The 24,903-nt window shown below is 54.3% G+C and carries 28 protein-coding genes, 4 tRNA genes, 1 rRNA gene and 2 riboswitches; of the genes, 27 read left to right on the top strand and 6 right to left on the bottom strand.

Features of this window, described 5'->3' with window-relative positions; translation table 11 throughout:
* Positions 1-10 precede the first annotated feature (10 nt).
* The 6 genes from JJB07_RS10265 to JJB07_RS10240 all read left to right on the top strand — a co-directional run bounded on the left by JJB07_RS10265 (position 11) and on the right by JJB07_RS10240 (position 4,281).
* On the top strand, positions 11-388 hold the full coding sequence (locus tag JJB07_RS10265) for a competence type IV pilus major pilin ComGC (protein ID WP_201634616.1): 378 nt from the start codon (positions 11-13) through the stop codon (positions 386-388).
* The gene (locus JJB07_RS10260) at positions 385-864 is read left to right on the top strand and encodes a pilus assembly FimT family protein (protein ID WP_201634614.1); all 480 of its coding nucleotides are present in this window, start codon (positions 385-387) and stop codon (positions 862-864) included. Before JJB07_RS10265 ends, JJB07_RS10260 begins: the two co-directional genes overlap by 4 nt.
* Positions 861-1,238 (top strand): hypothetical protein, encoded by a 378-nt coding sequence (locus JJB07_RS10255; RefSeq protein WP_201634613.1) that lies wholly within the window; start codon positions 861-863, stop codon positions 1,236-1,238. Before JJB07_RS10260 ends, JJB07_RS10255 begins: the two co-directional genes overlap by 4 nt.
* Entirely contained in the window at positions 1,207-1,707 is a 501-nt protein-coding gene (locus tag JJB07_RS10250) for a prepilin-type N-terminal cleavage/methylation domain-containing protein (RefSeq protein ID WP_201634610.1), read from the top strand. Before JJB07_RS10255 ends, JJB07_RS10250 begins: the two co-directional genes overlap by 32 nt.
* Positions 1,704-2,042 (top strand): hypothetical protein, encoded by a 339-nt coding sequence (locus tag JJB07_RS10245; RefSeq protein ID WP_201634608.1) that lies wholly within the window; start codon positions 1,704-1,706, stop codon positions 2,040-2,042. Before JJB07_RS10250 ends, JJB07_RS10245 begins: the two co-directional genes overlap by 4 nt.
* Before the next feature lie 64 nt (positions 2,043-2,106).
* Positions 2,107-4,281 (top strand): PAS domain S-box protein, encoded by a 2,175-nt coding sequence (locus tag JJB07_RS10240; protein WP_201634605.1) that lies wholly within the window; start codon positions 2,107-2,109, stop codon positions 4,279-4,281.
* On the opposite strand, the gene JJB07_RS24510 is transcribed toward JJB07_RS10240, so the two are convergent.
* Positions 4,235-4,429, bottom strand: coding sequence for a Spo0E family sporulation regulatory protein-aspartic acid phosphatase (locus tag JJB07_RS24510; RefSeq protein ID WP_201634603.1), 195 nt, complete (start codon positions 4,427-4,429; stop codon positions 4,235-4,237). The genes JJB07_RS10240 and JJB07_RS24510 overlap by 47 nt on opposite strands.
* 322 nt (positions 4,430-4,751) lie before the next feature.
* Between JJB07_RS24510 and JJB07_RS10230 the strand changes: the two genes are divergently transcribed.
* The 8 genes from JJB07_RS10230 (at position 4,752) to JJB07_RS10195 (ending at position 12,537) form a co-directional block, all read left to right on the top strand.
* Positions 4,752-5,261, top strand: a complete 510-nt coding sequence (locus JJB07_RS10230; RefSeq protein WP_201634600.1) for a shikimate kinase — start codon at positions 4,752-4,754, stop codon at positions 5,259-5,261.
* 92 nt (positions 5,262-5,353) lie between these two features.
* Positions 5,354-7,270: an asparagine synthase (glutamine-hydrolyzing) gene (gene asnB / locus JJB07_RS10225; protein ID WP_201634597.1), complete on the top strand. Its 1,917-nt coding sequence runs from the start codon at positions 5,354-5,356 to the stop codon at positions 7,268-7,270.
* Between the two features lie 127 nt (positions 7,271-7,397).
* Positions 7,398-7,844 (top strand): ACT domain-containing protein, encoded by a 447-nt coding sequence (locus JJB07_RS10220; protein ID WP_201634594.1) that lies wholly within the window; start codon positions 7,398-7,400, stop codon positions 7,842-7,844.
* A gap of 14 nt (positions 7,845-7,858) precedes the next feature.
* Complete coding sequence (gene thrB / locus JJB07_RS10215) at positions 7,859-8,791, top strand: homoserine kinase (protein WP_201634591.1); 933 nt, start codon at positions 7,859-7,861, stop codon at positions 8,789-8,791.
* 64 nt (positions 8,792-8,855) lie between these two features.
* Positions 8,856-9,845 carry an AFG1/ZapE family ATPase gene (gene zapE, locus JJB07_RS10210; RefSeq protein WP_201634588.1) on the top strand — a complete coding sequence of 330 codons (990 nt, stop codon included), beginning with the start codon at positions 8,856-8,858 and terminating at the stop codon, positions 9,843-9,845.
* Between the two features lie 35 nt (positions 9,846-9,880).
* Positions 9,881-10,381 (top strand): hypothetical protein, encoded by a 501-nt coding sequence (locus JJB07_RS10205; RefSeq protein WP_201634585.1) that lies wholly within the window; start codon positions 9,881-9,883, stop codon positions 10,379-10,381.
* Between the two features lie 127 nt (positions 10,382-10,508).
* Positions 10,509-11,435 carry a phosphate/phosphite/phosphonate ABC transporter substrate-binding protein gene (locus tag JJB07_RS10200; RefSeq protein WP_201634582.1) on the top strand — a complete coding sequence of 309 codons (927 nt, stop codon included), beginning with the start codon at positions 10,509-10,511 and terminating at the stop codon, positions 11,433-11,435.
* Between the two features lie 169 nt (positions 11,436-11,604).
* Positions 11,605-12,537, top strand: a complete 933-nt coding sequence (locus tag JJB07_RS10195; protein ID WP_201634579.1) for a hypothetical protein — start codon at positions 11,605-11,607, stop codon at positions 12,535-12,537.
* A 15-nt stretch (positions 12,538-12,552) separates the two neighbouring features.
* Here the strand turns inward: JJB07_RS10195 and JJB07_RS10190 are convergent, their stop codons facing one another.
* Both JJB07_RS10190 and JJB07_RS10185 read right to left on the bottom strand, forming a co-directional pair.
* Complete coding sequence (locus JJB07_RS10190; RefSeq protein ID WP_201634576.1) at positions 12,553-13,404, bottom strand: YqhG family protein; 852 nt, start codon at positions 13,402-13,404, stop codon at positions 12,553-12,555.
* Positions 13,405-13,429: 25 nt separating this feature from the next.
* Positions 13,430-15,097: a DEAD/DEAH box helicase gene (locus JJB07_RS10185; RefSeq protein ID WP_201635551.1), complete on the bottom strand. Its 1,668-nt coding sequence runs from the start codon at positions 15,095-15,097 to the stop codon at positions 13,430-13,432.
* Between the two features lie 146 nt (positions 15,098-15,243).
* Positions 15,244-15,369: riboswitch (glycine riboswitch) on the top strand.
* A gap of 3 nt (positions 15,370-15,372) precedes the next feature.
* Positions 15,373-15,466: riboswitch (glycine riboswitch) on the top strand.
* Positions 15,467-15,535: 69 nt separating this feature from the next.
* Between JJB07_RS10185 and gcvT the strand changes: the two genes are divergently transcribed.
* From gcvT to gcvPB, 3 genes are all read left to right on the top strand, one after another.
* Positions 15,536-16,633 (top strand): glycine cleavage system aminomethyltransferase GcvT, encoded by a 1,098-nt coding sequence (gene gcvT / locus JJB07_RS10180; protein ID WP_201634573.1) that lies wholly within the window; start codon positions 15,536-15,538, stop codon positions 16,631-16,633.
* Between the two features lie 65 nt (positions 16,634-16,698).
* Complete coding sequence (gene gcvPA, locus JJB07_RS10175; protein WP_236588027.1) at positions 16,699-18,000, top strand: aminomethyl-transferring glycine dehydrogenase subunit GcvPA; 1,302 nt, start codon at positions 16,699-16,701, stop codon at positions 17,998-18,000.
* The gene (gcvPB, locus tag JJB07_RS10170) at positions 18,000-19,472 is read left to right on the top strand and encodes an aminomethyl-transferring glycine dehydrogenase subunit GcvPB (protein WP_201634567.1); all 1,473 of its coding nucleotides are present in this window, start codon (positions 18,000-18,002) and stop codon (positions 19,470-19,472) included. Before gcvPA ends, gcvPB begins: the two co-directional genes overlap by 1 nt.
* A 262-nt stretch (positions 19,473-19,734) precedes the next feature.
* Here gcvPB and JJB07_RS10165 read toward each other — a convergent pair whose 3' ends face one another.
* Positions 19,735-20,349, bottom strand: a complete 615-nt coding sequence (locus JJB07_RS10165) for a histidine phosphatase family protein (RefSeq protein WP_201634564.1) — start codon at positions 20,347-20,349, stop codon at positions 19,735-19,737.
* A 133-nt stretch (positions 20,350-20,482) separates the two neighbouring features.
* Between JJB07_RS10165 and aroQ the strand changes: the two genes are divergently transcribed.
* From aroQ to JJB07_RS10140, 5 genes are all read left to right on the top strand, one after another.
* Positions 20,483-20,953 (top strand): type II 3-dehydroquinate dehydratase, encoded by a 471-nt coding sequence (aroQ, locus tag JJB07_RS10160; protein ID WP_201634561.1) that lies wholly within the window; start codon positions 20,483-20,485, stop codon positions 20,951-20,953.
* A 2-nt stretch (positions 20,954-20,955) separates the two neighbouring features.
* Positions 20,956-22,038, top strand: coding sequence for a M24 family metallopeptidase (locus tag JJB07_RS10155; RefSeq protein ID WP_201634558.1), 1,083 nt, complete (start codon positions 20,956-20,958; stop codon positions 22,036-22,038).
* A 34-nt stretch (positions 22,039-22,072) separates the two neighbouring features.
* Positions 22,073-22,633 (top strand): elongation factor P, encoded by a 561-nt coding sequence (efp, locus tag JJB07_RS10150; protein WP_201634555.1) that lies wholly within the window; start codon positions 22,073-22,075, stop codon positions 22,631-22,633.
* A gap of 118 nt (positions 22,634-22,751) precedes the next feature.
* The gene (locus JJB07_RS10145; protein ID WP_201634552.1) at positions 22,752-23,018 is read left to right on the top strand and encodes a YqhV family protein; all 267 of its coding nucleotides are present in this window, start codon (positions 22,752-22,754) and stop codon (positions 23,016-23,018) included.
* 62 nt (positions 23,019-23,080) lie between these two features.
* Positions 23,081-23,560 (top strand): CD1247 N-terminal domain-containing protein, encoded by a 480-nt coding sequence (locus JJB07_RS10140; protein WP_201634550.1) that lies wholly within the window; start codon positions 23,081-23,083, stop codon positions 23,558-23,560.
* Positions 23,561-23,621: 61 nt separating this feature from the next.
* Here the strand turns inward: JJB07_RS10140 and JJB07_RS10135 are convergent, their stop codons facing one another.
* Both JJB07_RS10135 and JJB07_RS10130 read right to left on the bottom strand, forming a co-directional pair.
* Positions 23,622-23,768 carry a hypothetical protein gene (locus JJB07_RS10135; protein ID WP_201634547.1) on the bottom strand — a complete coding sequence of 49 codons (147 nt, stop codon included), beginning with the start codon at positions 23,766-23,768 and terminating at the stop codon, positions 23,622-23,624.
* A 63-nt stretch (positions 23,769-23,831) separates the two neighbouring features.
* Positions 23,832-24,134, bottom strand: a complete 303-nt coding sequence (locus tag JJB07_RS10130; RefSeq protein WP_201634544.1) for a hypothetical protein — start codon at positions 24,132-24,134, stop codon at positions 23,832-23,834.
* A gap of 297 nt (positions 24,135-24,431) precedes the next feature.
* On the opposite strand from JJB07_RS10130, the gene JJB07_RS10125 reads away from it, so the two are divergent.
* The 5 genes from JJB07_RS10125 to JJB07_RS10105 all read left to right on the top strand — a co-directional run.
* Positions 24,432-24,515 (top strand) — tRNA-Tyr (locus tag JJB07_RS10125).
* 5 nt (positions 24,516-24,520) lie between these two features.
* Positions 24,521-24,596 (top strand) — tRNA-Lys (locus JJB07_RS10120).
* A 30-nt stretch (positions 24,597-24,626) separates the two neighbouring features.
* Positions 24,627-24,702 (top strand) — tRNA-Met (locus JJB07_RS10115).
* 4 nt (positions 24,703-24,706) lie between these two features.
* Positions 24,707-24,782, top strand: a tRNA-Val gene (locus JJB07_RS10110).
* Positions 24,783-24,841: 59 nt separating this feature from the next.
* Positions 24,842-24,903, top strand: a 16S ribosomal RNA gene (locus JJB07_RS10105); the annotation flags it as partial.

Below are 24,903 nucleotides of genomic sequence, written 5' to 3'. Positions count from 1 at the left end.
AAGGAAACTCATGAAAAAAACGCTTCGCTTCCTACGGCGCGACCAACGCGGCTTCACGCTGATCGAACTGGCCGTCACGATCTTCGTCATCTCCATCTTGATTGCGATCACCTTGCCCAACTTGCGCGGCACAGGGGATCGGGCACAAAAAGTGACGTGTGAAGGCAACCAGCGCCTCATTCGCGCCCAATTGGAAACGTACTACCTCACAGAACACGGCTATCCCAACGGCCTGACCGATACGGATCGCCTCCAACAGTTGGTGACACAAGGCTACTTGCAAACATTGCCTTCTTGCCCCTTAGGCGGCACCTATCACATCACTCTCTCGCCAGACAAAAGCTCTGCGACTGTAGATTGCAGCAAACACGGAGCCCTCGGTCTATGACCTCCTCAAAGCCTGCCACGAACGACCTCTCCCAACAAGGCTTTACGATCCTCGAACTGCTCACCACGCTCGCCATCCTCTCGATTTTTTTCGCCATGACACTTCCAAGCCTCAAGCGATTGTTTCAGCATCATGAACTGGACAGTTCTGCCCGTCAATTTGTAAGCGAAGTTCGAAGCAACCAAATGGCGTCCTGGTCGCACGGAGATGTCCAAGAGATCTGGCTGTACCGTTTCAAACCGCAGTACCAATTGTCGATCAACGGCCAAGGAGCGGGGATCGTCAAACTGCCCGACAATATCAATTATCTCAACGGGTATCTCGAACCGTCCGTTTCGACTCTTCGTTTCGATCCAACCGGCACTTTGACCGGCGGAGGAGGGCAAGTGCGCCTCGTGAACAAACAGCGCGAGGGAGCGGACATCAACGTCATGCTCATGTCGGGGACGGTTGTCTACGAAGGTGTTCACCCATGATCTTGAAAAAGCAAAACGAGCAAGGCTTCGTCCTCCTCGAAACCTTGCTCGCCCTTTTTCTGCTCTCCTTGGCTCTCCTGCTCGCCGTCGAACTCTGGCAGGCTTCCGCTGCTCAGGAACGACGGGCGCAACTACACCTCGTCATCTCACGTCTTGCCCTTTCAACACTTGAACAAGCCCGTATTCAGAACCCTCTGCCAATCGGCACGTCGCTCCGCGATGTAACGAGTCAGCTTTCAACGGCCGTTCCAGTCACAGAGACGACCGTTGTCAGTTTTGACCCGACCAGCGGGTTGACGAAGATCAACTTGACGTACACCTGGCAAGAAGGAGGCCATCCCTTTGTCCAAAACTGGGCCGCTCTCTATCGGTAAAAAAATCTGGCAGGACAACCAAGGTCTCACGTTGCTCGAACTCCTTCTCGCGCTGACAATCTGGGGATTGTTGCTGCCGGTCATCGCGGGCGGATTGCTTTTCACGGTCCAAACCTACACGCGGGAAGTTGAACGTTTGGAGGCACGTGAACAGGCGCTGGCCGTTCTGCGCAAAGTGGAAGGAGAGGTGAGGGCGGGGCACAATTTTAGTGCCCTGAGTGACGGCTTGTCTTTTCAAGACGCACACGACCATTTGATCCAATACCAACTCAACCTGCGAACCAACCTCCTCCAACGCGTCGAGCAGGGCGTCGGCAGCACGATCATCGGAGCAAGGGTCACCAGATTTACGTGTACGCTCAGCCCCAACGCATCGTATCCGACCCTCGCACTCCAGCTTCGAACGCAAGCAGGTCGAACCTCGCTCGATATCAGTGAAGTTCTGATCGGGAGGGGGAGCTTGCCGTGAAAATTGCCCTCCCATTCGCCGTCCTCACCCTTGCACTCCTCTTGCTCGGTTCCTTGCTGACCTTGACCACCAAGGACCTGCGCATGACAGAAGACCTCATCACCTCGGAACAAGCAGACGCTCTCGCAGAAGCCGGGTTGCTACACGCCGAAATGCAACTGGCAAGCGACCCTTCGTGGCGCGGCTCTTTGCAAAACTTGCCGTGCGGTCCCGGTACATACTCCGTCACCCTCATCGACTTTGGCGGCGGCAACCTGTCCTTGGAAAGCATAGGGCGGGTGGGTCGATCGAAAAGAATATGGAAAAAGACCGTTAGTTTTCCTTCCAAACATTGACGAGCCATCATAAATATTGGATAGTTGAACTAACACTTTTATCTGTTTGAGGGGGCTTTAGGGAATGAGCGAAAATCTCAACAACGGAAAAGTCCTGAAAACGCGTATGGTACCGTTCCGATCTCTGGCCTTGTACATGATCATCTGGGGAGCAGGCGTGGTTCTGTTCCATGAAGTGACGCTGTGGATCTTGATTGGAGAAGAGACTTTCCTGTCAGGGTTGCATCTGATCCCGGAGATCATTTTTGGCTTGGGTTCCGGGCTGGTTGCATATGGCCTGCTTGCGCGGCAGACAGTGAAAATCGAACAACTGAAAGCCGCCCTGCAAGAAAGCGAGGAGAAGTTCAGCGAGTATATAGAAGACACGCAAGATGCGAGGGTGCGGGAACGCAATCTGACCAAGCGGATCTTCGATGAGAGTGAGCAACGCTATAGTTCTCTCTTTAACACGCACCCGGATCTCGTGTTCTCTTGCGACCTCAACGGCAATTTTATTGAAGCAAATGCGACCTGTGTCAGAGTTTCCGGATACTCGCTGGACGAAGCCCTGCACCAATCCTTCAACCAGTTTATCGCCCCCCAAGATCAACAACGCGTGCAAGACCATTTCAAACTTGCCGTTCAAGGTGAAGCTCAGAACTACCGTTGCTGGATTGTACATCGCGACGGACATCACATTCTGCTCGAAGTCACGAACATCCCGATTCTGGTCGATGACATGATTGTCGGCATCTATGGCATTGCAAAGGACATTACCGAGGAAGTGCATGTCCAAGAAGAGTTCGCCGAAACCAAAGAGCTGTTGCAATCGTTTTTCTCCAGCACCACCGATGCGATCTACCTAATCGACAACCAAGGGATCGTCCGCAAGGTGAACGGCGCCTTCGAGGAGATCTATGGGTGGTCGGCCGAAGAAATCGTCGGACAACCTTTCCAAAACCTCGTGCCGTCGGAGCGCAAGGACGAACTTGGCATGTTGAACCACCAACTCGATAAAGTCGGGCACCTCACCGACTATGAAACGGTGCGTATGCGCAAGGACGGCAGCGTGTTTGATGTTTCCATCACCGTCTCGGTGATCCGCGATGCACACGGCAATCGTGTGGCGTTGGCAGGTATTGGGCGCGACATCACCGAGCGCAAGCAAGCGGAAGCCACTCTCCGCGAGATCGAAGTTCGCTATCGACTGATCATGGACAACACGTCGGACATCATCGCACTCTATGACAGCGAGTTTATCATTCAGTACGTTTCGCCTCGCGTGAAGGGAATTTTCGGATTGACCGCGGAGGATTATGTAGGAATCAACAACTTCGATCACATCCACCCGGATGATTACGATACGATGATGGACAGTCTCGAAGAGCTCTACGCAACTCGAGAGCCGGTGCGCCGTGAATTCCGTCAACGTCATGCTTTGGGACATTACGTGTGGCTTGACGTGCAGATCATGCCGGTCATCGATGTCAAAAACGACGTCATCGGCCTCGTCGTCATCGCGCGCGACAACACCGAGCGTCGCCGCACGGAGGAACTTTTGCGCAAATCGGACAAGTTGGCAGTCGTTGGTCAACTCGCAGCCGGAGTTGCACACGAAATTCGCAACCCGCTGACGTCGATCAAAGGGTTTGCCCAACTTATGAAAAACCGTCTCCATGACTACAACCATTACATTGAAATTATGCTCTCTGAGCTCGACCGAATCGAATTCATCATGAACGAGTTCCTCGTGCTCGCCAAACCCCAAGCGGTCAAGTTCGTCAAGACAGACGTACACGAATTGCTCAGCGATATTTTAGCTCTCTTGGAAACGCAGGCAATCATCAACAATGTGCAGATCGTCACAGAGTTTGCCGAGAATCTGCCGACGATCACGTGCGAAACCAACCGTCTCAAGCAAGTCTTCATCAACGTCATGAAAAACGCCATCGAGGCAATGCCCGACGGCGGTACGTTGCGAATCACGACGGAGCAGGGCGGGAACGAGTTGGTGAGGATACGGGTGATGGACGATGGGTGTGGGATTCATCCGGATCGGATTCCAAAATTGGGGGAGCCGTTCTATACGACCAAGGAGCGGGGAACGGGGCTTGGTTTGATGGTTTCGTACAAGATCATCAAGGACCATCAAGGCGACATTCGCTTCAAAAGTCTCTTGGGAGAAGGAACTTCCGTGGAAGTGGAATTGCCTGTCACTCAGGACAGCAAGAACGTTCTGACTGTGGGGGACGTTGGCTGAGGAGTTGCATGCGTAGGATCAATTGATCCAGCTGTTGGCTGATCGCGACAACTTGCGGATCGTGCAGGTTCTCGGCACGTTCTGCCACGCGTATCATTTCCGCGCGCAACCCTTCTATTTTCCCAACCAGCTTTTGCGTGTGGCTCATGGCGTTCCCCCACTTCTGCACGGATAAGTCAAAACAAGTGATAACATATTGGATTATATGCAAATACGTCGCTGTATTCTACTGATTTCTTTCGACAGTCGATACGAGATTCTGTCGGTTGTTGAGGAACAACCGACTATAGAGTCGAAAACTCTCCTGTCAGTAAAAAGACGGAATTTTCCGTGTGAAAATTTGATTAAATCGGCACCTCTTCAAACGAAGGCGTGCCTTTTTATTTGGTCTCGTTTCGTACATTTCCGTTGACCTGTTTGCCCAAGGGGGATACGATGAGACCAAAAGACAAGAACGGGAGCGAATACCTATGGCGGAGCGAATTTTTCTCATCGGGTTCATGGGGACAGGCAAGACCACCGTGGGCGAATCTTTGGCGCGGGAGTTGCAACTGCCGCTTTTTGACATCGACCATGAGATTGTGAAGCGGGAGGGCAGGACCATCCCGGAAATCTTCGCTACAAACGGGGAAGCGTACTTCCGTCGGGTCGAGAGTGAAGTGCTGCTTGAGTTGTCCGAGAGTGCCCATGCTGTGATCACAACGGGCGGCGGCGCGGTACTGGCGCCTGGTAACCGGGAGTTGATGGGAAAAAGCGGCTTCGTCGTCTGCCTCGCCGCCACCGTCGAGGAGATCGTCTCCAGAGTGAGTGGCGATCCGAACCGGCCGCTTTTGCAGTCGGACGATCTGAGACAGCGAGTGATTCAACTGCAAGAAGCTCGTGCGGGACTCTATGATTTTGCTCATGTGACGCTCGACACCACGGGTAGGAGTGTGGACGGGATTGTCGGCGAAATCATCATGAAACTGTCTGCCTCTTAACATTGACGGGCACAATGAGTGGGGGTACACTAGCAAAGTAGTTTTTTGTTCGACACACCTTTGGATGGACGAAAGTGAGGTTTTACATAGAGATGTGTGGCATCGTAGGTTTGTTCAACAAGACCGGGCATCCGGTAGATCAGAATGTGCTGGAGGCGATGAGCGATCAGATCGTTCACCGCGGTCCGGATGACATGGGCGTTCACCTGCAGGACAACATCGGCCTCGGCTTCCGTCGTCTCTCGATTATCGACTTGGAAGGCGGCCACCAGCCGCTCTGCAACGAGGACGGCACCGTCTGGATCTCGTTCAACGGGGAGATCTACAACTACCAAGAAATTCGTCGCGGCCTCGTCTCGCGCGGACATCAATTTAAGACCGACTCCGACACCGAAGTGATCGTTCATCTCTACGAAGAGAAGGGCGTTGATTGCGTCAAGGATTTGCGCGGCATGTTCTGCTTTGCCATTTATGATTCCAAGAACCGTCAAGTGATGATTGCGCGCGACCACTTCGGGATCAAGCCTTGCTATTACACCGAAACCCAAGACGCGCTGATCTGGGGCTCGGAAATCAAGTCGTTGCTTGAGCATCCGGGGGTTCGTCGCGACGTCAACCCGGAATCGTTCTGGAACTACCTGACCTTCCAATACGCGCCCGACCCGCTGACGATGTTCAAGGGCATTCACAAATTGCCGGCGGCTCACTTCATGGTGATCAAAGACGGCAAATACAAGATCGAACGCTATTGGGACCTCAAGTTCGAAGAAGAACAGCGTCCGATCTCCTACTACATCGAAGGCACCCGCGAGATCATTCGCAACTCCGTCCGAGCGCACATGAACTCCGACGTGCCGCGCGGGGCGTTCCTCTCGTCCGGCGTTGACTCTTCGACCATCGTCGCACTGCTCAAAGAAATGGAGCAGGTCAAGACCTTCACCGTCGGTTTCGAAGGCGCAGGCGGTCAATCGGAATTGAACTATGCCCGCGAGACGGCGAAGATTCTCGGCACGGAGCATCGTGACGTGCTGATCTCCGCGTCGCAATACTTGGATGCGCTGCCGAAACTGATGTTCCACCAAGACGAGCCGATTGCAGACCCGTCGGCGATCGGGCTGTACTTTGTGGGTGAATTGGCGAGCCAGTTCATCACCGTCGTTCTCTCCGGCGAAGGGGCGGACGAAGTGTTTGGCGGCTACACGATCTACCGCGAACCGCTTTCGCTCAAAATGTTCGACTACCTGCCGCTCTCTCTGCGCCGCTCGCTTGGCAGCATGGCCTCGGCACTCCCGGAAGGCATGAAGGGCCGTTCGTTCCTCATGCGCGGTTCCAAGACGCTGCCGGAGCGTTTCGTCGGCAACGCGTTCATTTTCGGTGAACAAATGAAGGAAGAATTCGTCCGCCTCAACCCGGAAGAGATGAACCTGCGCCGTTACCTCGACATCACGCAGCCGTACTACGACCGTGCGTCGAACTACGACCCGGTGACGCAGATGCAATACATCGACTTCCATACGTGGTTGCCGGGCGACATCCTCATGAAAGCGGACAAGATGACGATGGCGAACTCGCTCGAACTGCGTGTCCCGTTCCTCGACAAAGAGGTGTTCGAGTTCGCATCCAAGATCCCGATGCAATACCGTCTCATGAACGGCACCACCAAATACGTCCTGCGTGAAGCTGTCAAAGACATCCTGCCGCGCGAAGTGGCAGAACGTCCGAAGCTCGGCTTCCCGATCCCGACCCGTCAATGGCTTCGCAACGAGCATTACAACTGGGCTCGTGAGTTGATCGCTTCGTCGAACGTCGACCACCTGATCAACAAGCAATATGTCTTGAACTTGCTTGAGGAGCACAAAAAAGGCATCCGCGACAACGCGCGCAAAGTCTGGACCGTGCTGATGTTCTTGCTCTGGCACCAGATCTACGTCGAACGTTCCGTACAGATCAAACCGGCTGTCACCCCGAACGTGCAACGCCGTCGCGAATACCAAGCACAGACCGTTTAATCTCTGAAAAAGAGACCCTCCGCACAAGCTGTTCGGAGGGTCTTTTCTTTTTAGGGGGTATACTGTCCACCACAGATGGAGTATATTCGAGATACAGAGAACTATAGGAAAGGGGTGGGTCGTCCCGATGAACACGAAACGACGTAAATTCTTCCTCGTCGCGGAAGACATCATGCCGGAAGCGATGGTCAAGACCGTTCAAGTCAAGGACATGCTAGCACGCGGCGAAGCAAATACCGTTCATGAAGCGGTCAATGAAGTCGGGCTCTCCCGCTCCGCTTTTTATAAATACCGCGATCTGGTCTTTTTGTACGAAGAGGAAGGACAAGGTCGCCTGATCACCCTGTCGCTGATTCTCGAACACCGCCAAGGAATTCTCTCCTCGGTGCTCAACGCCATCGCCCAGACGGGCGGCAACATCATCACGATCAACCAAGGCATTCCGATGAGCCAAGCAGCCCACCTGACGATGACGGTGGATGTCAAGAACTTGAGCGGCTCGCTCGATGACTTGACCGATAACCTTCAGAAGATGCACGGTGTCCGCAAAGCGGAGATCGTCGGCTACTCATAGGAGGACCGAACTGCATGAGCGTGAGAATTCGGGTGCCGGCGACGACGGCGAACCTGGGACCGGGCTTTGACGTGTTCGGGATGTCGCTCTCGCTCTACAACATTTTGGAGTTTGAAGAGCGTCCGAACCGCTCTGTACGCATCGAAGTTTCGGGAGAGGGCGTTGAAGACGTGCCTCGCGTGCCCGACTACAACCTCGCGTATCGCGGGTTTGCCCGTTATTTTTCTGCGCGCGGACGACAGGCACCGGGCGTGCGACTGCACATCTACAATGAAATTCCCGTCACGCGGGGCCTTGGTTCCAGCGCGACTGCGATCGTCAGCGGTCTCTGTGCCGCCTCGTTGCTCGACGGACGCGAATTTGATCGTGACGAGCTGTTGCGACTCGCCGTTGAGATCGAAGGGCATCCGGACAACGTCGCTCCTGCGATTTACGGAGGCTTCGTCGCCAGCGGTCTGTTTGATTCGCAAAAAGGCACCTTGCCGCGCCTGCATACGTTGCGCCTGACTCCGCCTGCAGGGCTGACTTGTGTCGTGGCTGTGCCGGGCTATATGCTTTCGACCGGGACGGCCAGACGCGCATTGCCTGCACACGTTCCCTTTCGCGATGCCACCCAGAATGTGCGCAACGCAAGCCTTCTGACGGCCGCGATGGCAAGCGGAGACCTCGCGCTGATTCAGCGGGTGTTCGCCGATGCCATGCAGGACTCCCTTCATGAACCGTATCGCTTCCCGTTAATCAAGGGGGGAGTGGAAGCAGCACGAGCGGCGAAGGACGCCGGCGCGTTTGCCGTTGCCATCTCCGGGTCGGGTCCGTCTCTGCTTGCGTTGACGACAGATCGGGGGATGGCGGTTGGCGACGCGATGCGGAGAACGTTTGCGCAGATGGGCGTGGCAACGCGAATTCTCCAGCTCAAGCCCGAGACGAACGGGGTACATGTTTTGTAAGCCGTCGCGGATTCGTGCTATTATGTAAACATAACAGTGTATCGTAGAGAGGAGGAGGAGCGGAATGGACCATATCGGATCGACGCTTCCTTTTACCCGACAATTTCAGAGCCGAAGTCAATACACCCCGGACTTTTTCCGTGAACGCATCCCGCAATTGCGAGCGATGGACGTAAGCGACAAAGCGATTCAGCGCGGTGCCATCCTCCTGCTCGACCAGATCAAGCAAGACAGCATCTGCGGCGCCTGCCAAGGCTATGAGAGTTGCGGCAAAGACGGCGACGGGCAAGGGTTGTACGATTATCTTGAAATGTACAACGAACAATTGACCATCCGCACCACGCATTGCCCGCAATATCAAAACTGGGTGGAACGCAAACAGATCGATAGCTTGAACGAGTACGCGCAGAAGAGTTCGGCCGACAAGCGATTCCGTTTTGACACGTTCCCGGCCGAACAAGCGCGAAAGTTCCCGGAACTGTACGCCGCAGCGCTTGAATTTGCGGATTGCTATACACCGGCTCGCCAAGAGTTGCAACGCGGGTTCGCCATGCAACAAAACCACCAGCAAACGGCCGATGCACCGTTCAAAGGTCTCTACATCTTCGGTCCGCCGGGCGTGGGCAAGACGCATCTCATGCTTGCGATCTGCAACCGCCTCGACGAGCGCAAGATTCCGAATATCTTCGTCCATGCAGACAACATCTTCGACAAGTTGCGCATGAGCGTCGGAGCGGGCAAGGACATGGAGACGGTCATTGAAAAGTATTGCACCGTGCCGGTTCTCGCCATCGACGAATTCGCCCAAGAGCGGGCGAACGAATTCACGCTCGACAAAATGTTCCGCATCATCAACTACAGATTCTCCAATCATTTGCCCACCCTCTTCACCTCGAACTATGAACCGCCGGTCGTCTACCAGACGTTCCGTGATCAGACGCGCACCGTTGATGCGTTGATCTCGCGAATCATCCAGATGACCCGCATCGGACGCTTGGCCGGACGCGATTATCGCTTGACGCAGATGGACATCCTCGATGCATCCGGCAGGTAGTTCGTGGGTAGACTACCTCGCAAGAGGTGAGGACGATGAAGAAGAGCATGCGCTTTGTCGCCGCCAGTCTCACTGCGGCGGCTTTTTTTGTATCAGCAGCTGTCCCGCCGGCTTTTGCGGCTCCCACGACCCAGCAACTGTCAGCGGAGCAACAGAAAATCACCAAGCTGGACGGTGACCTGCACAAGATCATGAGAGCGTTGAAAAACTCCACGAGCGAGCTTCGACATCGTGCCCGGTCGATGAACAACGCAGAGCGTTCCCAATCGCAGAAGAACCTCCTGAAATTCCATGACGAGTTAAAAAAAGCCCAAGTCCTGCACGTTGAGATTGAAGACTTGCACAAGCTCTACTCCGCAGCACAGGTCAAAAAGGACTACAGCAAGATGCACTCCGTGCTGGAATTGCTCGTTGAGAAAAAAACGGAACAGCTCAATGCGTTGCAAAGCGCTCATGCGGAACTGGAAGTCGAGATGCAGCGCGTGCGCAAACTCAAGCCCGCTCCATCGTCTCCACATAGTACCAAGCATTTGTAGGTTTTTTTAGACATAGTTCGACGTCTAATTACAAAAACTACAAAAAAAGAATATATACTTCGTCGTTGAATGTGCTATACTTACTCTTGGAATTAGTCAAAATCTTCATTTCATCGGGGGAAAAACAATGTTTAAGAAATCCGTAGTAATGGGTCTCACCTTTGCACTGGCTGCTACTGCATTCGTAGGTTGTGGTTCTAAGGACGACACGAACAAATCTACCGGCGACAACACTGCTAAACCGGCTGAAAAAGCTCCGGAGAAACTCGTTGTTGGTTTCATTCCGTCCCAAAACGCAGAAACCCTGCAAGCAAAAGCAAAGCCGATGGGCGAACTGCTCTCCAAAGAACTGGGAATTCCGGTCGAAGTAACCGTAACCACGAACTTCAACGCACTCGTTGAAGGTATGGCTGCGAAGAAAGTCGACGTCGGCTTCCTGAACCCGATCAACTACGTATTTGCTCACGATAAGAAGAAAGCTGCTGATCTCTTGTTGCAAACTTCCCGTCAAGGCTCTGCGTCCTACAAGTCCGTCTTCGTCAAGAAAAAAGGCGACGCGACCATCAAGGACGTCAAAGACATCAAAGGCAAGAAAGTTGCCTTCGTTGACGGTGCATCTGCTGCAGGTTACCTCTACCCGGTTGTTATGATCAAAAACGCAGGCCTCAACCCGGACACCGATATCTCCGGCGTTATGTCCGGCGGCCATGACAAAGCGCTGATGGCGCTGTACCGTGGCGACGTCGATGTTGCAACCGTCTTTGACGCTGCAATCGACCAAACCATCGCGAAAACCACTCCGGATGCGAAAGACAAGCTCGAAATCTTCGCAACTTCCGAGCCGATCCCGAACGACACCGTTTCGATCCGCCCGGACCTTCCGGCTGACTTCAAAACCAAAGTCGCGGACGCGTTCAAGAAAATCATGTCCACCGACGAAGGTAAGAAAATCGGTATGGATATCTACAACTTCGACGGCCTCGTAGCGGGCGACGACAAGAACTTCGATCCGGTTCGTAAAATGATCGAAGCAACCGGCGCTGCACCGAAATAGGTCTTATTGTTGGACAAAAAGCGACGCTCCTGCGGGAGGGTCGCTTTTTTTGTCGGAAAAAACTTCAATCTCGTTGACAGGTTCTAACAAACATTGCAGAGAGTTTCGGCTACCATTAGAGACACCAAGTAACGGACAAGCCGGTCTCAGCGAGAGGATGTGTCAGCGAATGAGGAAGTTGGTTTGGAGTGCGTGTATGATCACCGTGTGTATGGTAGGGTCGTCTGTGGTGACGGGAACGTTCGCAACGCCCAACGTGCAACCTGCGTTGTCCGTGTTGGATGAGCAACGGGCGATGGATGAAATGACCGTGTCGATTGTTCCGGTTGATTCCAAGTTGGACGTGCGGCCGTTGGTGTTGTCTTTGGCCGGCGTGCCCGGGTTTGCAGATTGGCGTGAGGCCGGGGTGGAAGCGGTACGCAATTTGAACAACCGCGACGGAGAACGCAACGCCGTGCTCTGGAACGTGCAGGCAGGCGGGACGTCGCTCGGATATCTCGTGACCACTCCGGACGGACAAGCCGTGTACGAATTCAGCCATCGTCCGGTGCCGGAACTGCCCGCAAATGTACACGCGATCCCCAACGGCTATCTCTACGGCGGACCGTCGTTGCAACTGGCCTACGTGCAAGGGGAGCAGGGACCGCAATTGTTCAATCTCCTGACCGGCGAAGAACTTCCGAACGGTGAACTGCTCAACCGCGTGCCGGACACCATCCCCGCTTTGGAAAAAGGGGAAGTGTCCGCACAGGTGCATCCACTTCCCGCAACGGTCTCAGGCGATGACGATGCGGTGTATGCGACGGGTCTGTACGGCAAGATGAAGCTCGGCGACCAGAGGACGGGAGTGATTCCGTTGCAAGAGTTCGCCAAGAAACAGGCTGTCGCGAATCCGACCCAACTGGTCTATGACGCGATCCCGGACAAGCTCTACGTCACGCTCAATCTCCAACAAATACTTGATCTCACCCCCACCACAACCTTCCTCGCGGTTACCGATCCCTTCGCTCTAAGCGACGAGCAACGCCAACCGATCTACATCCACAGCGACTTCCCGGTCGCCGCTGTTCCCGTACAAAAAACTCCCACGGCGATGCCGTAGGGAGTTTTCCTTTTCCTATCGATTTGCGAGGTAGAGCAGGGCGAATTGGTAGGGTTCGATCTTGATGCGGGGGGCACAGCGCTTTTGCAGTTCATCGAGGCGCATCTCAAGTTCGCCTTCGTAGAGCTTGGCTTTGGTCAATTTCTCTTCGTCGGGGGCGGTCGAGTCTGCGTTCACCAGTCCGAGGGATTGGTAGTAGGTTTGAAGTTGTTCCCGTTCGCGGGCGAGGTGTTCCTCCGCTTCCTCGGCCCAGGTGTGGTCCATCGCCAGAATTTCTTTTTGCACGAGATCGCGAATTTTCTTGTAGCCTTGCTTCACCGTAAGTTTCGGTGACTCGACATGCACCAATTGCGAGGGCGGCGGAGGTTCTGGAGAGAAGTCCAGCCCGACGACCTGTTCGTAAAAGTCTGTGTACACGTCCCCTGTGCCGAGATGCACGCCATAGGTCACGATTTCATCTCGGCATCGGTCCGCCACATAGGAAATTTTGCAGGTCATCATCAAAACGGGCGTCAACCTCGCGCCGGTTTGCAAGCCAGTGCGCTGATAGCCAAGCGTACAACTGCCGCGCTTTTTCGTGGAATCGATCATTTTGCTGAGGAACAAGCTTCCGAATGTCAGGTATTCGGGGCGTTGCACGTCCTCTTTTTCCACGGTGGGTTCGAAAATCAGGTGTTTGATCGTGTTCGGGTAGTCTTGGTAGATCGTCTCGACCATCATCCAGTGGTAGGGGCGGTCGATCAGTTCTTTGTCCACATCGCGGGGCAGTTCCACTTCCAAAAAGTTCGGCTCATCCCGCAGGATCGGCGCTTGAACCGCCTCGAAGTACCGTCTGCAAAAGTCCTGAATCTCCTCTTGATTTTGCACTCTCCTTCACCTCCTCCTCTTGAAGTTAGCGCATGACTTCGGACGCTCGGACCATTTCTTCGCCGAGTTCGTCCAGTTTGGTTTTCATCTCATCGCGGCTTGCGTTGCGCATGAACAGATCCATCATCTCGTTGTCGAGCTTGCGTCCGACTTTTAAGTTGCCGAGGATGAGGTCGAGTTCGCCGATGACCATCTCGAACATGTTTATTTTCTCTTCCAGCAGTGAGACGATGTGCTCCTCGATCGTGTCGCGGGTCGAGAGGTTGTAGATTTGGACGTCGCGCTGTTGACCCAAGCGATGGACACGCCCGATTCGCTGTTCGAGTCGCATCGGGTTCCACGGCAAATCGAAGTTGACGAGTTGGTTGCAGAACTGCAAATTGATTCCTTCGCCGCCAGCTTCGGTTGCGACCAAGACTTGGAAGCGGCTCTTGAACAGTTCGGTCATCCAGTCTTTTTTGTTCCGCTTGAAACCGCCGCGGAAGATGACCGCTCGAATTCCGTGTTGTTGGAGCATGTACAGGATGAAGTCTTGGGTGGCGCGGTACTCGGTGAAGATGATCACTTTGTCGTCCATCGTTTTGATCAACTCGATGAGTTTGTCGATTTTCTTGTAGGCGGGGATTTTTTCCGCCATCTGGTACAGTTCTTCGACACGGCCTCGGATGTCGGAGGGTGTTTTTTCGCTTTCTTTCATGTTTTTGAGCGAAACGAGCGCGGCGTAGGGGGAGGAGCAGATTTGCCGTTGCAAGGTGATCAGTTGCAGGAAGTTGCCTTTGCCTTCCTCGCGCATCTTGGTGTATTGCTCCTTGATAAAATCGGTGACACTCTCGTAGAGTTCGCGTTCTTCGGGGTAGAGGTCCAACAGCAGGGATTGCACGTTGCGTTTGGTGAACTGGACGCCGCCTTCGGAGCGTTTGTTGCGGATCATGACGTCGGAGAGGGCGTTTTTTAATTCTTGGCGGTTTTTCGGTGTGCGTTTGCTCTCCATGAACATCGAGGAGTAGTCGTTTTGTGAACCGAGTTGACCCGGTTTGAGCAGGGTGATCAGGTTGTAGAGCTCCTTCATGTCGTTTTGCACAGGGGTGGCGGTGAGCAGGAGCAGGTATTTTTTTCGCAGGTTGTTGACCATCTCGTAGTTCTTGGATTTCTTGTTCTTGAGTTTGTGTGCTTCGTCGACGATGACGAGGTCGTACTCTTGCCGCAAGACGATTTCGCGGTGCGGTTCGCGCTTGACGGTGTCGATGGAGGAGACGACGATGTCGCAGTCCTCCCACGAGTAGCCGTTTTTTTGACGGATGGCGGGGATTTTGAATTTCTCGTTGAGTTCTCGCACCCATTGGATGACCAGGGAGGAGGGGACGAGGATGAGAATTTTTTTGACGAGACCGCGGATCAGGTATTCCTTGAGGATGAGGCCGGCTTCGATCGTTTTGCCGAGACCGACTTCGTCGGCGAGGATGGCGCGGCCGTGCAACTCGTTGAGGACTTTCTTGGCCGTTTCGATTTGGTGCGGGTAGGGCGTGACTTCCGGGAGTTGTTGCAGGCAGATCAACTGGTCGAAGTTCGGTACGACCCGAGAGCGTTCCGCTTCATACGCGAGACGAAACAGGTCCCAGGTCGCCCATTCGTTCGATTTCATACGCGCTTGAAACTGGTCGAACAACGCGTCCTCCCACTCCATGTTCGGCATAAAGTCCGTCTTCTCCAATTGGGTCCACCTCCGCAGCATAGGATTGTAAGGGATAGTATGACCCTAGCGAGGGAAAATTTTTCGAAGCGGGCTCCAAAGAAAGAAATCCTATGGTAAAATAGGGGCAAGGAACAGAATAATGCGAATGATCGCTGACGGGAGAGTTTACAACGTTCGGTTTTTACCAGATGTTGTAACGCCGAAGGAGCAAGCGCGGGTCCTATCCCAGGACGCCATGCGAATCTCTCAGGCTTCAGGACCGTCGTGGGACGCATCTCTGGAGAGTGCCGCCTGTTTGCGGCCACCCAAGGGGTAACTTTGCTTGCATTTTTTTGAAGCGGAGGTAACTCTCAGGTTAAAGGGACAGAGGAGACCGGGGCCTAACAGGCCGTCGTGTCTCCTTTTTTTGTTGCTCATTACAGCTTAGGAGGAATAGGTGTGGATCATCTGAAGAAAACACCGCTGTTCGAGGTCTATCCGAACTACGGCGGCAAGATCATCGATTTCGGCGGTTGGGCGTTGCCGGTTCAGTATGCGGGCATTCTCGACGAGCACGAAGCGGTGCGCGAGCGTGCAGGTTTGTTCGACGTTTCGCACATGGGCGAGATCACGATCCAAGGCCCGGATGCGCTTGCGAACATCCAGAATCTGATCACCAACGATGCGTCCAAATTGGCGAACGGCCAAGCGCTTTACTCGCCGATGTGCTTTGAAAACGGCGGTTGCGTCGATGACCTTCTGGTCTACAAAAAAGGGGACGGCAACTACTTGCTCGTCGTCAACGCAGCGAACATCGAGAAGGATTTCGACTGGATGAAGTCGCACCAATTCGGCGACGTTTCGATTGAAAACCGTTCCGCCGACATCGCGCAACTGGCGCTGCAAGGCCCAATCGCAGAACAAGTTCTGCAGAACATGACCACCACCGACCTCTCTGAGATCAAATACTACTGGTTTGCCGAAAACGTGGACGTTGCGGGCGTTTCTTGCCTCGTTTCCCGCACTGGGTACACCGGCGAAGACGGTTTCGAACTCTACTGTGACGCGAAGGACGTAGCGAAACTGTGGGATTCCATCCTCGCGGCAGGCAAAGAACAAGGCGTGCTCCCGATCGGACTCGGCGCGCGCGACACCCTGCGTTTTGAAGCGCGTCTGCCGCTGTACGGCCAAGAAATCTCCGCAGACATCTCGCCGCTTGAAGCGGGACTTGGCTTTTTCGTCAAGCTTGACAAGGGCGACTTCATCGGTCGTGAAGCCCTTGCGAAACAAAAAGAAGAGGGCGTCGCGCGCAAACTGGTCGGCTTTGAAATGACCGAACGCGGCATCCCGCGCACCCATTACGAAATCCAAGTCGACGGTCAAAAAATCGGCGAAACCACCACGGGCACGATGGGCCCGACCGTCAAGAAAAACATCGGCCTCGGCCTGATAGACGTCCAATTCGCGACGATCGGTCAAGAGATCGACGTGATCATCCGCAACAAGCCGGTCAAAGCCGTGATCGTCAAAACTCCGTTCTACAAGCGTCAGAAGTAAGCAGAGGAGGCACAACCTTGAACAAGTACAGCTACCTTCCGAACACGGAAGCAGACCGCAAAGCCATGCTCGACGTCCTCGGCGTCGATTCTGTGGAAGCCCTGTTCGCCGATATCCCGGACACAGCGCGCTTCAAGCGCGAATTGAACCTGCCGAAGCGTTTGTCGGAGATGGAACTCAACCGATACTTCAACCAACTGGCAGGCAAGAACGACAACCTCGAAGACAACTTGAACTTCCTCGGCGCAGGTGCGTACCAGCACTACGTCCCGTCGGTCGTCGACGCGATCATTTCGCGCTCGGAGTTCTTCACCGCTTATACTCCGTACCAACCGGAAATTTCCCAGGGCGTTCTGCAAGCGATCTTCGAATACCAGACGATCGTCTGCGAACTGACCGGCATGGACGTTTCCAACGCATCCTTGTACGACGGCCCGACTGCATTTGGGGAAGCGGCGTTCATGGCGTGCGCTGCGACCCGCCGCAACAAAGTTCTCGTTGCGCGTTCCGTCAACCCGGAATACCGTGAAGTTCTGAAAACCTACGGCTACGGCCAAAACATCGAAGTCGAAGAAGTGGGCGTCGAAAACGGGCTCGTGGACCTGAACGACCTCGCAGCCAAACTCGATGACACCATCGCGGGTGTTTTCGTCCAATACCCGAACTTCTTTGGCGGGATCGAAGACCTGCGCAAGTTGGCAGACATCGCCCACAACCAAAAAGCGCTGTTCGTCGTTTCGGTCAACCCGGTTGCCATGGGTCTCCTCGAATCGCCGGGCGCTTGCGGCGCGGATATCGTCGTGGGTGAAGGTCAAGCATTGGGGAACGCGATCTCCTTTGGCGGTCCGTACCTCGGCATGTTGGCGACGACCAAGGAACAGATGCGCCGAATCCCGGGTCGTGTCGTCGGTCAAACCACCGACATCGACGGCCGTCGTGCGTTCGTCCTGACCTTGCAAGCTCGTGAGCAGCACATCCGTCGTGAAAAAGCGACTTCGAACATCTGCTCCAACCAAGCATTGAATGCATTGGCGGCGACCGTTTACGTTTCGTACATGGGCAAGCAAGGCATGCAAGACGTAGCCAAACTGAACTTGCAAAAAGCGCACTACGCGTACAAGCGTCTGACGGCGCTCCCGAACGTGCAAGGTCTGTTCACGTCTCCGTTCTTCAACGAATTTGCAATCAAGCTTGATGCAGACATCTCCTACGTGAACCGCCAATTGCTGGAATCCGGCATCGTCGGCGGCTACGACCTCGGCTCCACCTATCCGGAGTTCGAAAACTGCATGCTGCTCGCGGTCACCGAACTACGCACCAAGGAAGACATTGACCTGCTTGTGGAACGACTGGAGGCGATCCTGTAATGCGTCAAGAAAACGATAAAGCCCTCATCTTCGAACTCTCCGTCCCCGGCCGCGTCTCCTATTCCCTCCCGGAACTGGACGTCGAAGAAATTCCGGTCGAAGACCTGATTCCCGCGGACTACATCCGCAAGACCCCGGCGAACCTGCCGGAACTCGCGGAGTTGGACCTCGTGCGTCACTTCACCGAGCTGTCCAAGCGCAACCACGGTGTAGACGACGGTTTCTACCCGCTCGGCTCTTGCACCATGAAATACAACCCGAAGCGCAACGAAAAAATGGCGCGCATCCCGGGCTTTGCTTCCATCCATCCGCTCCAACCGGCCTCCTCGGTCCAAGGCGCACTGGAACTCATGTTCAACTTGCAAACGGAGCTCGCAGAAATCACCGGCATGGACGAAGTCTCGCTCCAACCGGCAGCGGGCGCACACGGCGAGTGGACGGGTCTCATGATGATTCGTGCCTACCACGAAGCGCGCAACGAAAAACGCACCACCGTCATCGTTCCGGACACTGCGCATGGTACCAACCCGGCGTCTGCAACCGTTGCAGGCTACCGTACGGTTACGGTCAAGTCCAATGAACGCGGCGGCGTTGACCTCGAAGCGCTCCGTCAAGCGGTCAACTCCGACACGGCAGCGTTGATGCTGACCAACCCGTCGACCCTCGGTCTGTTCGAAGACCAAATCATCGAAATCGCCGAAATCGTCCACGAAGCGGGCGGTTTGCTCTACTACGATGGAGCGAATGCGAATGCGATCCTCGGCTATGCACGTCCGGGCGACATGGGCTTTGACGTGGTTCACTTGAACCTGCACAAGACCTTCACGACCCCGCACGGCGGCGGTGGCCCGGGTTCCGGTCCGGTCGGTGTCAAGTCCGACCTGATCCCGTTCCTCCCGAAACCGCGTGTTGAGTACAACGACAAGACCGAAGAATACTTCCTCAACTGGAACCGCCCGCAATCCATCGGCAAAGTCAAAGGCTTCTGGGGCAACTTCGGCATCAACGTCCGTGCGTACTCCTACATCCGCACCATGGGTCCGGACGGTCTCAAGCGCGTCACGGAGGATGCAGTCCTCAACGCCAACTACATGATGAAGCGACTCTCTGAGCACTACGATGTCGCGTACGACCAAATTTGCAAGCACGAATTCGTCCTCAGCGGCCGTCGCTTCAAAAAAGAACACGGCGTGAAGACCCTCGACATCGCGAAGCGATTGCTCGACTTCGGCGTCCATCCGCCGACCATCTACTTCCCGTTGAACGTCGAAGAATCGATCATGATCGAACCGACCGAAACCGAGAACAAAGGGACCCTCGACGACTTCTGCGACACCATGATCAAGATCGCAATCGAAGCCGTAGAGACCCCGGACCTCGTCAAAAACGCACCGTACAACACCAAAGTTAACCGTTTGGATGAGACGACGGCTGCGCGTAGCCCGATCCTGCGCTATACCTTTGAGGGGTAGGCTGATGAAATGAGAAAGAGAGTGCCGATGTGGCACTCTCTTTTTTCGTGGGCGGGGTTGGGTGGTGGCCGATGGCCAAACCCGTTTTTTAAGATGTAGATCATTAAGGCGGTGGAAGGTGGAGATGAGGTGAAAGGGGGGAGGGGGCATGTGTAGCTGCGACTTTAGAAGCTTTTTTCTACCCTTTGAACGACTTTACTAATTCAAAAGAAGAAAAGTTCTACCGGAGCGGCGTAACATGCCCCCGACCCCCGGCCCACCACTATTCCTCGGGCAAGTGATCTGTTCTCCCCACCTCCACAACACTCCAACTCCCATCTTCATTCCAAACCACGCGAGTCACACTGGTATTCCCCAACTTATTGACCCCCGCCCCAAACTCACCACCCGAAATCGAATGAAGGAAAGCGTTGATCGTCCCCCCGTGGCTCACAATCAGCACATTCCGCCCTTCATGCTCAGCCACAATCTCATGGATCGTCTTCGAAGCCCGCTCAGCCAGTTCTTCGAACGTCTCCAACCCCGGAACAGGGTATTTTTTCCCCGGACCCCAAAAGTCAGGGTACTTCGCGAGGATTTCATCACGAGTCCACCCCTCAAGCTCGCCATAAGAGCGCTCCATCAAGCTCTCGCGTACATGATGCTCCACACCTACAGCTTTCGCCAAAGCCTCCGCCGTGGTATGAGCACGGGACAGGTGAGACGAGTACACCACATCAAACGGCTCCTCCTTTAAATGAAGAGCTACAGCTTCTGCCTGCGCCAACCCTACTTCGGACAACGGGATATCTTGTGACCCCTGCAACCGAAATTCCTTGTTCCAAACCGTCTCTCCATGTCGCACCAACGTAACGTGCGTTTTCTGACTCCTAGACATCCCACTCTCACACTCCTCTAGAAAACCTTTCCTGTATTGTACTCTGGAATCTTGTATAATGGAATCGCACCCCGTTTTCAATACCATCATTTTCTGATACAATGAGACTTGGACTTTTTGGGAGGTTATCCCTATGGCAAAACTACTTGTCTTACACGGTCCCAACCTCAATCTGCTCGGCACCCGAGAGCCGGAAGTGTACGGCCGGACCACGCTCGAGCAGATCAACCGCGATCTCACCGCGTTGGCTCAGGAATTCGGCGTTGAGATCGACTGCTACCAGTCGAACCACGAAGGAGCCCTGATCGACCGACTCCAAGCGGCGATGGGCAATACCCACGGTATTCTCTTCAATCCAGGCGGGTACACCCACACCAGCGTCGCCCTGCGCGATTGCGTTTCCGGCATTCGTATACCGACCATTGAAGTTCACCTCTCGAACATCCATGCGCGCGAAGAGTTTCGCCATCGTTCGATGCTTGCCCCGGTCTGCATGGGTCAGATCTCCGGCTTGGGTGCGATCGGATACACGCTGGGGTTCCATGCACTGCTTGAAGATTTCGCCAAACGAGGTCTGTTGACCGAAGACACAGGGAGGAAGTAAGCGTGGAACAACGACTGACTCGTACGCGTGCGTTGATGGACAAGCAAGGCCTTGATGCGATGATCGTGCTCCGTCCGGAAAACCGTCGCTACCTCAGCGGCTTTACCGGCTCGGCTGGTGTGCTGCTGGTAACCCAAGATCAAGCGGTGTTTCTCACCGACTTCCGCTACACCCAACAAGCAGAGGCGCAATGCCCGCATTGCACCATCGTGGAATACCCGAACGGTGCCAACCCGAATACCACCGTATTTGAGTTGATGAAGTCGAAAGGTATCAAGCGACTCGGCTTCGAAAGCGACTTTGTGACCTACGCGCAACACCGCGCCTTTGACCAAACGTTCGAAGGGGTTGAACTCGTCCCGGCAGCAGGTCTGGTCGAGGAGTTGCGTCTCTACAAGGACGAAAGCGAATTGGAGATCCTCCGCGCCGCTGCAAAAGTGGCGGACGATGCCTTCGCCCACATCCTTACGTACCTGAAACCCGGCCTGACCGAACGTCAGGTTGCGCTGGAGTTGGAAACCTTCATGCGCAAAGCCGGGGCTGATTCTTCCTCGTTTGACATCATCGTGGCTTCCGGTCATCGCTCGGCACTCCCGCATGGACGTGCGAGCGACAAGGTGATCGAGAAGGGCGATTTTGTAAAAATGGATTTTGGTGCATACTATCAAGGGTATTGCTCCGACCTGACCCGTACCGTGGTACTGGGTCAACCTTCGGACAAGCAGCGTGAGATATACGACACTGTGTTGCAAGCCCAACTCCACGCCGTCGCAAACATCAAAGCCGGGATGACCGGCAAGGAAGCGGATTCACTGGCGCGCGACATCATCGCAGCCAAGGGATACGGCGACAACTTCGGTCATTCGCTTGGACACGGTCTGGGCATGCTCGTTCACGAGATGCCGTCGCTGTCGCAATTGCGTGGCGATATGGTGTTGGAACCGGGCATGGTCGTAACGGTCGAGCCGGGCATCTACCTGCCGGAGTGGGGCGGTGTACGTATCGAGGATGACATCGTCATCACCGACAACGGCAACGAAGTACTCACCAAATCCACCAAAGAACTGTTGATCCTCGAGCAGTAATCATTTTGTGACTATATAGGAGGCATTTTTCGAAATGAGTATTTCTTCCAATGATCTTCGTCCTGGCGTAACCATTGAATGGGATGGCGGCCTGTGGCGCGTCCTCGAGTTCTTGCACGTAAAACCGGGCAAGGGCGCAGCGTTCGTCCGTGCGAAGCTGAAAAACATCCGTTCCGGTGCAGTTCGTGAAACCACCTTCCGCGCAGGCGAGAAAATGGAACGCGCACGCGTCGAAACCCGCAAGATGCAATACCTCTACACCGACGGTGAATACTTCACCTTCATGGACAACGAGTCGTTCGAACAACTCCAAGTTCCGGCTGCGATGCTCGAAGATGAAACCAAGTACCTGCTTGAGAACATGGAATGCTCCGTCATGATCTACGAAGAGCAAGCCATCGGCGTTGAACTTCCGAACACCGTTGTTCTCACCGTAGCAGAGACCGAACCGGGCATCAAAGGCGACACCGCACAGGGCGGCTCCAAGAACGCTGTCATGGAAACCGGTGCTGTCGTCTCCGTTCCGCTTTTCATCGAACAAGGCGAAAAGCTCATCATCGACACCCGCAACAACGCATACGTATCCCGCGCGTAATTCAATACGTCGAAAAAACCCCGCGAGCAACCAGCGGGGTTTTTTTCTTGCAAGGACATGCACAATGGGGGCGGTGGCATAGGTATAAGTAGGACAACTAGGGAGAGGATGGATCGCGATGTTGAAAGACTCGATTGTCAATGGGATGGCGGGGTTGCGGCTCTTATCCGGGTTGATTGAAGTGTCCGCCGCGTTGTTGATGCTGTACTTTGGAACGGTTCAAAAAGCGGTGATGATCAACGCTGGTCTCGCACTGGTGGGGCCGACCGTCTTGATCTTGGTGACGACACTTGGCTTGATTGGCATGGCGGACAAACTGGAGTTTTGGCGGATGATCATTGTTATGGGCGGCGTCGGATTAATTCTGTGGGGTGTGCGGGGATAATTTTCCTCCGGCTAGGTCACACTGTCTTTTGTGGAATGCGGCCTAGACAGGAGGAGTGTACGATGAAAGGTGTAAAAGAACGTTTGGCATATTTGCGAGGTTTGGCTGAAGGGCTGAACGTCGGGCAGAACTCGCCGGAAGGGCGCGTACTCGTCGAAATGATGGAAGTCCTGCAGGTGATGTCCCGTTCGCTGGACAACTTGGAGATGACGCAATCGCACCTGACAGAGTACATAGAGGCGGTCGACGATGACCTCACCGATCTCGAGAACGAATTCTACGACGAGTACGATGAGGATCTCGACGCATTGCTTCTCGATGATGGCGATGAGTACGACGAAGACCTCGATCTCGATGACTACGACGAATCTGAGGACAGTGCGATCGAATACATCGAGATGAACTGTCCGAATTGCGGCGAGAACGTGTTCGTTGACGAAGACGTCTTGGACAGTGACGAGGTTGTCGAAGTGCTGTGCCCGGAATGCAATGAAACCGTGTTGATCAACGAAAACTTCGATAGTGAACTGGTCAGTGACTAATACCGCTCGCCACAAAAAAAAATCCCCGCCTCTTCCACAGAGCGCGGGGATATTTTGTGGCCTACCGGTAGGCGATGCGGGGAGTTGTAGGGGATGGGGTGTCGCTTTTTTTCTTGTAGAGGAACGTGAAGGCGAGGAGCATCAGCAGAAGGAAGATGATGAGGAAGGCCACGATCCATTTCGTTATCGTAGTGATGTAAGTTTGCAAGTCCGTCCCTCCTTGTGGCATCACTCCTTAGTAGTACATGCGTGCGGGACGGATTTTGTGCACCTAGTAGACTTTTGACTCAGAAGGTGGAGTGTCTTGGTCTTTGGGAGACTTGGGGAAGTTGAGAATATCCTTCATATCGCTATACTTGCTCAAACGCTCTTCCAGTTCGAGTTGCTCAAGTGCGGCAAACAATTCGGGGGTCATCCCGGACTGGCGTTGGGCATCGAGTTCAATTAACTTGCGGCAGTCTTCACACGAGTGGCGGCCGTCCATGTTGCGTTTGACGAGTTTGTATTGAGGAGTTCCTTCGACGACACTGAACATTTGACGGCAGATAAAACAACGAACATCGTAGGAGATCATTTCATTTCGCCTCCAATTGGGAAACTTGATCTACTACTACCGTATCATGAGGGGGGTTGTTTTGCGACGGGGTTGGGCGTGAACTCCTGCCAAAATTTTGAACATCTTGAGAGGTGATGAGGTAGGATAACGGAGGATGCGCGACAGTCGGCTGGCTGGTGGGTTGTAAGGGGGCGTTTTTGTCGAATTTTGTTTGGTGAGGTTTGTTGAGTGATGGCGGGAGGCGTGGTAAGATAACTCTTGTTGCCGCGAGAGACACACGGTGGACGGAACGAAACACACGAACATTTGATTCTTGGAGAGGTACCAAAGTGGCCAAATGGGGCGGACTGTAAATCCGTTGCGTAAGCTTCGAAGGTTCGAATCCTTCTCTCTCCACCATGTACGAGCCATTAGCTCAGTTGGTAGAGCACCTGACTTTTAATCAGGGTGTCGAAGGTTCAAGTCCTTCATGGCTCACCAGTTTTTTTCTTGCTACCAAGTAAATAACGTCGCGGGGTGGAGCAGTTGGCAGCTCGTCGGGCTCATAACCCGAAGGTCGCAGGTTCAAGTCCTGTCCCCGCAACCAATATGCGGTCATAGCTCAGTTGGTAGAGCACCACCTTGACATGGTGGGGGTCACAGGTTCGAGTCCTGTTGATCGCACCATTGATCCTTGAAAACTAAACGAGTGATAGATGAAGATCGATTCGAGTCAGAACCAAACTTTTATTGAGAGTTTGATCCTGGCTCAGGACGAACGCTGGCGGCGTGCCTAATACATGCAAGT

This window comes from Tumebacillus amylolyticus, from assembly GCF_016722965.1.
Lineage (GTDB): Bacteria > Bacillota > Bacilli > Tumebacillales > Tumebacillaceae > Tumebacillus > Tumebacillus amylolyticus.
This window is presented reverse-complemented; position numbering and strand designations above follow the sequence as displayed.

Bases quoted from the DNA above. Each gene is read 5' to 3' on its own strand.
- JJB07_RS10265 (WP_201634616.1), top strand. From the start codon at position 11: ATGAAAAAAACGCTTCGCTTCCTACGGCGCGACCAACGCGGCTTCACG.
- JJB07_RS10260 (WP_201634614.1), top strand. From the start codon at position 385: ATGACCTCCTCAAAGCCTGCCACGAACGACCTCTCCCAACAAGGCTTT.
- gcvPB (WP_201634567.1), top strand. From the start codon at position 18,000: ATGCGTCAAGAAAACGATAAAGCCCTCATCTTCGAACTCTCCGTCCCC.
- JJB07_RS10195 (WP_201634579.1), top strand. From the start codon at position 11,605: ATGAGGAAGTTGGTTTGGAGTGCGTGTATGATCACCGTGTGTATGGTA.
- aroQ (WP_201634561.1), top strand. From the start codon at position 20,483: ATGGCAAAACTACTTGTCTTACACGGTCCCAACCTCAATCTGCTCGGC.
- JJB07_RS10130 (WP_201634544.1), bottom strand. From the start codon at position 24,134: ATGATCTCCTACGATGTTCGTTGTTTTATCTGCCGTCAAATGTTCAGT.
- JJB07_RS10165 (WP_201634564.1), bottom strand. From the start codon at position 20,349: ATGTCTAGGAGTCAGAAAACGCACGTTACGTTGGTGCGACATGGAGAG.
- zapE (WP_201634588.1), top strand. From the start codon at position 8,856: ATGGACCATATCGGATCGACGCTTCCTTTTACCCGACAATTTCAGAGC.
- thrB (WP_201634591.1), top strand. From the start codon at position 7,859: ATGAGCGTGAGAATTCGGGTGCCGGCGACGACGGCGAACCTGGGACCG.
- JJB07_RS10200 (WP_201634582.1), top strand. From the start codon at position 10,509: ATGTTTAAGAAATCCGTAGTAATGGGTCTCACCTTTGCACTGGCTGCT.
- gcvPA (WP_236588027.1), top strand. From the start codon at position 16,699: ATGCTCGACGTCCTCGGCGTCGATTCTGTGGAAGCCCTGTTCGCCGAT.
- JJB07_RS24510 (WP_201634603.1), bottom strand. From the start codon at position 4,429: ATGAGCCACACGCAAAAGCTGGTTGGGAAAATAGAAGGGTTGCGCGCG.
- asnB (WP_201634597.1), top strand. From the start codon at position 5,354: ATGTGTGGCATCGTAGGTTTGTTCAACAAGACCGGGCATCCGGTAGAT.
- JJB07_RS10205 (WP_201634585.1), top strand. From the start codon at position 9,881: ATGAAGAAGAGCATGCGCTTTGTCGCCGCCAGTCTCACTGCGGCGGCT.
- JJB07_RS10145 (WP_201634552.1), top strand. From the start codon at position 22,752: ATGTTGAAAGACTCGATTGTCAATGGGATGGCGGGGTTGCGGCTCTTA.
- JJB07_RS10185 (WP_201635551.1), bottom strand. From the start codon at position 15,097: ATGCCGAACATGGAGTGGGAGGACGCGTTGTTCGACCAGTTTCAAGCG.
- JJB07_RS10240 (WP_201634605.1), top strand. From the start codon at position 2,107: ATGAGCGAAAATCTCAACAACGGAAAAGTCCTGAAAACGCGTATGGTA.
- JJB07_RS10140 (WP_201634550.1), top strand. From the start codon at position 23,081: ATGAAAGGTGTAAAAGAACGTTTGGCATATTTGCGAGGTTTGGCTGAA.
- JJB07_RS10220 (WP_201634594.1), top strand. From the start codon at position 7,398: ATGAACACGAAACGACGTAAATTCTTCCTCGTCGCGGAAGACATCATG.
- efp (WP_201634555.1), top strand. From the start codon at position 22,073: ATGAGTATTTCTTCCAATGATCTTCGTCCTGGCGTAACCATTGAATGG.
- JJB07_RS10255 (WP_201634613.1), top strand. From the start codon at position 861: ATGATCTTGAAAAAGCAAAACGAGCAAGGCTTCGTCCTCCTCGAAACC.
- JJB07_RS10230 (WP_201634600.1), top strand. From the start codon at position 4,752: ATGGCGGAGCGAATTTTTCTCATCGGGTTCATGGGGACAGGCAAGACC.